Genomic DNA, 1,810 nt, shown 5'->3' on the forward strand with positions numbered 1-1,810 from the left:
GTCTTAGTAGTTTCCCAAGTTTGACCAATTCAGGTGTCCGTATTTCCTTAGAATCTCTATCAGGCGTGTTGCTTGATCAAGTCACCTATTCATCGGATTGGTATGCTGATGAAGAAAAGAAGGATGGAGGTTGGAGTTTAGAGCGAATTGATGCTTCTAATTTTTGCTCAACGGTAAGTAATTGGTCAGCATCAGAAAATGAAAAAGGAGGAACCCCAGGGCATGTGAATTCAGTGAAAGGAGTTTATGAGGATATAGTAGCTCCTGAATTAACAACTTATTTTTTACTCTCAAATCAGGAATTGCAGCTGGAGTTTTCAGAAAGTATAAATGAAGATGTAGCACTATTACTTTCAAATTATGCGATTGTTGGCAATTCAATTTCATCAATTGTAAAGGAATCACCTAATGTTTTAAGGCTTCATTTTGAAAGTCCATTTCAAGATGGAGAGATCCAGAAATTGACCATGAATAACCTAACAGATGAGTGTGGAAATTCGCAGGAAATAAGTGTCGATTTTATGTGGCATGATATCCATGAATACGATCTTGTAATCAATGAGATATTTGCTGATGAGGCTCCTGTTGTTGGCTTGCCAGAATATGAATTCATAGAGATTTATAATGCCAGTGATTATCCTATTAATATAAAGGACTACAAATTAAAGGTTGGGAGTACTGAGACGATCCTTTCTGATTTTGAAATTCAACCTCATACTTATTTAATTTTATGCTCTAATGCAGCCGTTGAGCTTTATAAAGCGTTTGGAAATTCGCTAGGTCTTAGTAGTTTCCCAAGTTTGACCAATTCAGGAGTTGGTATTTCCTTAGAATCTCCATCAGACGTGTTGCTTGATCAAGTCACCTATTCATCGGATTGGTATAGAGATGATGATAAGAAAAATGGAGGTTGGAGTTTAGAGCGAATTGATGCTTCTAATTTTTGCTCAACGGTAAGTAATTGGTCAGCATCAGAAAATGAAAAAGGAGGAACCCCAGGGCATGTGAATTCAGTGAAAGGAGTTTATAAGGATATAGTAGCTCCTGAATTAACAACTTATTTATTACTCTCAAATCAGGAATTGCAGCTGGAGTTTTCAGAAAGTATAAATGAAGATGCAGCACTATTACTTTCAAATTATGCGATTGTTGGTAATTTAATTTCACCAATTGTAAAGGAATCATCTAATGTTTTAAGGCTTCATTTTGAAAGTCCATTTCAAGATGGTGAGATCCAGAAACTGACCATGAATAACCTAACAGATGAGTGTGGAAATTCGCAGGAAATAAGTGTCGATTTTATATGGCATGATATTCATGAGTATGATCTTGTTATCAATGAAATATTTGCTGATGAATCTCCTGTTATAGGATTACCAGAATATGAATTTATCGAGATTTATAATACCAGTGATTATTCAATAAATGTTAAGGATTATAAACTGAAGGTTGGTGGCTCAGATAAAATCCTTTCTGATTTTGAGATTCAATCTCATGAGTATTTAATTTTATGCTCCAATGCAGCCGTTGAGCTTTATAAAGCGTTTGGAAATTCTCTAGGTCTTAGTAGTTTCCCAAGTTTGACCAATTCAGGTGTCCGTATTTCCTTAGAATCTCTATCAGGCGTGTTGCTTGATCAAGTCACCTATTCATCGGATTGGTATAGAGATGATGATAAAAAAAATGGAGGTTGGAGTTTAGAGCGAATTGATGCTTCTAATTTTTGCTCAACGGTAAGTAATTGGTCAGCATCAGAAAATGAAAAAGGAGGAACCCCAGGGCATGTGAATTCAGTGAAAGGAGTTTATGA

Annotated in this window: 1 protein-coding gene; it reads left to right on the plus strand. The window is 35.7% G+C overall.

The window, feature by feature from the left end:
- A partial coding sequence (locus tag DWB61_RS17535) for a lamin tail domain-containing protein (protein ID WP_148095944.1) occupies positions 1–1,810 on the plus strand: 1,810 nt, incomplete at both ends.

This window comes from Ancylomarina euxina (assembly GCF_003863355.1).
Classification (GTDB): domain Bacteria; phylum Bacteroidota; class Bacteroidia; order Bacteroidales; family Marinifilaceae; genus Ancylomarina; species Ancylomarina euxinus.